The 2,535-nt window shown below is 42.2% G+C and carries 4 protein-coding genes and 1 pseudogene; 4 read left to right on the top strand and 1 reads right to left on the bottom strand.

Annotation, left to right across the window (positions count from 1 at the left end; genetic code table 11):
- The 4 genes and pseudogenes from H6S82_RS28645 to H6S82_RS28630 form a co-directional block, all read left to right on the top strand.
- Positions 1–585: pseudogene (locus H6S82_RS28645) on the top strand (hypothetical protein); the annotation flags it as partial.
- A 71-nt stretch (positions 586–656) separates the two neighbouring features.
- A complete protein-coding gene (locus H6S82_RS28640) occupies positions 657–1,241 on the top strand; it encodes a hypothetical protein (protein ID WP_190471838.1) in 585 nt (194 codons plus the stop codon).
- Positions 1,242–1,457: 216 nt separating this feature from the next.
- A complete protein-coding gene (locus H6S82_RS28635) occupies positions 1,458–1,667 on the top strand; it encodes a hypothetical protein (protein WP_190471841.1) in 210 nt (69 codons plus the stop codon).
- Positions 1,664–1,930: a type II toxin-antitoxin system RelE/ParE family toxin gene (locus H6S82_RS28630; RefSeq protein ID WP_190471845.1), complete on the top strand. Its 267-nt coding sequence runs from the start codon at positions 1,664–1,666 to the stop codon at positions 1,928–1,930. Before H6S82_RS28635 ends, H6S82_RS28630 begins: the two co-directional genes overlap by 4 nt.
- 24 nt (positions 1,931–1,954) lie before the next feature.
- Here the strand turns inward: H6S82_RS28630 and H6S82_RS28625 are convergent.
- Positions 1,955–2,535, bottom strand: a 581-nt coding sequence (locus H6S82_RS28625; protein WP_191057133.1) for a cysteine hydrolase, incomplete at its 5' end; no start/stop codon positions are given.

Genomic DNA, 2,535 nt, shown 5'->3' with positions numbered 1-2,535 from the left:
AATCAAGACCGGGGGATAGAACCGGCAATTCAAGATTTACAACATGAAATCGCAACTTGGTTCGATGAAACGATGGCGCGAGCATCGGGAGTATACAAACGCAATGCGAAAGGGGTATCTTTCTTGATTGGATTAGCGGTTGCAGTTATGGCTAACGCCGATACGGTTTACCTGATGCAAAGATTATACAAAGATGAAGTATTGCGCTCGACTGTGAGTCAAGTTAGCGAGGAAATATTGGCGAGAAATTCGGATGCGATCGTACAATGTTTAAATACTGCGAAAGACCAAGCAAGTAAGGATAAATGTTTGCTACCTTTGCGAGAAAATGTTCATACAGCTTTAAATGATATCTCATCGTTACCAATAGGCTGGAATATCGGTAACCCCTTAAAGCAATTGCAAGAACAGCAATCGATTGCGCCGATGGGGAATTGGGACTGGCGAGGTATAGTTAAAGTAATTTGGGGCTGGATTTTAACGGCTGTTGCTATTTCTATGGGGGCACCATTTTGGTTTGAGATCCTAAACAAAGTGGTTAATGTCAGGAACGCGGGAAGGAAGCCTAAGTCTACTTCTAATTAGTTTGATAAAGCTTGTAGCGATCGAGCATATTTTGAAGAAAAACACTTATCCAAACATAAGGAGATGCAAAAATGGCGAACAAATCAGTTGCAGTTAAGGAGAAGAAAGAGCAAGCAAGCAAGAAGCTAACTGGAACGGCAAAAAGCTGGCTCGTATCTGCTCATGTTGCTTCCGGATCGATTTGGTTTGGGACAGCTTTAAGTATGGTTTTGATTGGGTTGAGTAACCTTCACACCCAGAACGGAGATGAACTTTACGCGATTAATTCTGTTGTGAAGTTGCTGGATGATTTTGTGGTAATTCCGGCAGCGATCGCTTCTTCTGTAACAGGAGCATTACTTTGCTGGTTAACTGTTTGGGGATTCTTTAAATTTTACTGGGTAATTGTGAAGTGGATCGCCACAACTGTGCTGATTACCTTCGGTACATTCTGGCTTGGCCCTTGGACAAATGCTATGACGGCGATTTCTGACGCCGAAAGAATCAAAGCGCTTACGAATCCGCTGTTTATGTTTGATATCAAAGCGGTAATTACTGGTGGAAGTATTCAGACTTTTTGCCTGTTAGCGATTATTGCTATTTCGATTATCAAACCTTGGGGAAGACGGGATATGAAAGATAAAACTAAAGAAAAGCAAGCTGCTGGCGCTGCTTAATATCGATTTGATGGCGATCGCATCTGGAAAGTAAGGCAAAAAGAGTGCGATCGCCACATATCTAAAGTACGCGATAAGATAATTTCAGATATAACTAGCGAAGTCAGAAGGATGTCTTTCAGCAATACCGAATATAAATATGTAGATCTGGACGATCGCAATACCTATTAAGCAATTTTCTGCTAATATGAGTTAAACACCTCAGTAGGAGAATATATGGCTGAAATTACCATAGAGGAAAGCAAACTAAAAGAGCTGCTGAAAACAGCGCTGGTTGAGGTACTTTCTGAGCAAAAAGAGGTCTTCTCTGATTTATTGGCAGAAATCGTAGAAGACATAGCCTTAGAAAAGGCTATTAGAGAAGGTGAAAATACCGAGCCAGTCAGCCGAGATGCTATTTTCAAGCTTTTGGAAGGTAAAGGATGAACGTAGAGTTCAGAAAAAGCTTTGAGAAAGATTTGGGTAATCTGCGGAATGAAGCATTACTGCAAAGGATTAAGGCGGTAATTGAAGAAGTCGAGAGCGCCGAAAATCTGGGCAATCTGAGCAATATTAAAAAAGTCAAAGCGGACGGTGACTATTATCGCATTAGAGTAGGAGAATATAGAATCGGTATCGCAGTAAATGAGGGTACGGTCATTTTTGTGAGAGTCCTGCACAGAAAAGAAGTGTACAGGTACTTTCCATAATTTGTGTATAGATGTATATTCCAGTTAACCAATCTTTCCCAACCCTTGCAAAACATTTTCAGCAGTTGTCGTCCAGCCCACAATACCGCCTTGAGCGCGAATCATTTCAATTGTAGCTTGTTTGAATTCGGGAAAATAACTTTCGGTCGCATCTTCTATTAGCAAAGACTCAAATCCTCGGTCGTTAGCTTCGCGCATGGTTGTCTGCACGCAAACTTCCGTTGTCACTCCAGCAAATAGCAGATGAGTGATGCCTTTATCGCGCAATAAATATTCTAAATCGGTATGATAAAAAGCGCCCTTACCCGGTTTGGTAATTACCGTTTCACCAGGTAAAGGTGAAAGTTCGGAAATAATGGCATTACCGGGTTCTCCTAACACTAAAATACGTCCCAAAGGGCCTACATCGCCGATTTTCAATTTGCCTTTGCCTCGGTTAAGCTTGGCGGGAGGACAGTCGGAAAGATCCGGTTTGTGACATTCGATCGTGTGGATAATGGGAAGATGGCGATCGCGAAAAGCATCCAATAACTTCCTCACTGTGGGTACAATGCTTTGGAGCCTAGTAACATCGTTACCCAAAGCTTCGCCAAAACCCCCAGGTT

The sequence above is a fragment of the Planktothrix sp. FACHB-1355 genome (genome assembly GCF_014748295.1).
In the GTDB taxonomy this organism is placed as follows: domain Bacteria; phylum Cyanobacteriota; class Cyanobacteriia; order Cyanobacteriales; family Aerosakkonemataceae; genus Aerosakkonema; species Aerosakkonema funiforme_A.
This window is presented reverse-complemented; position numbering and strand designations above follow the sequence as displayed.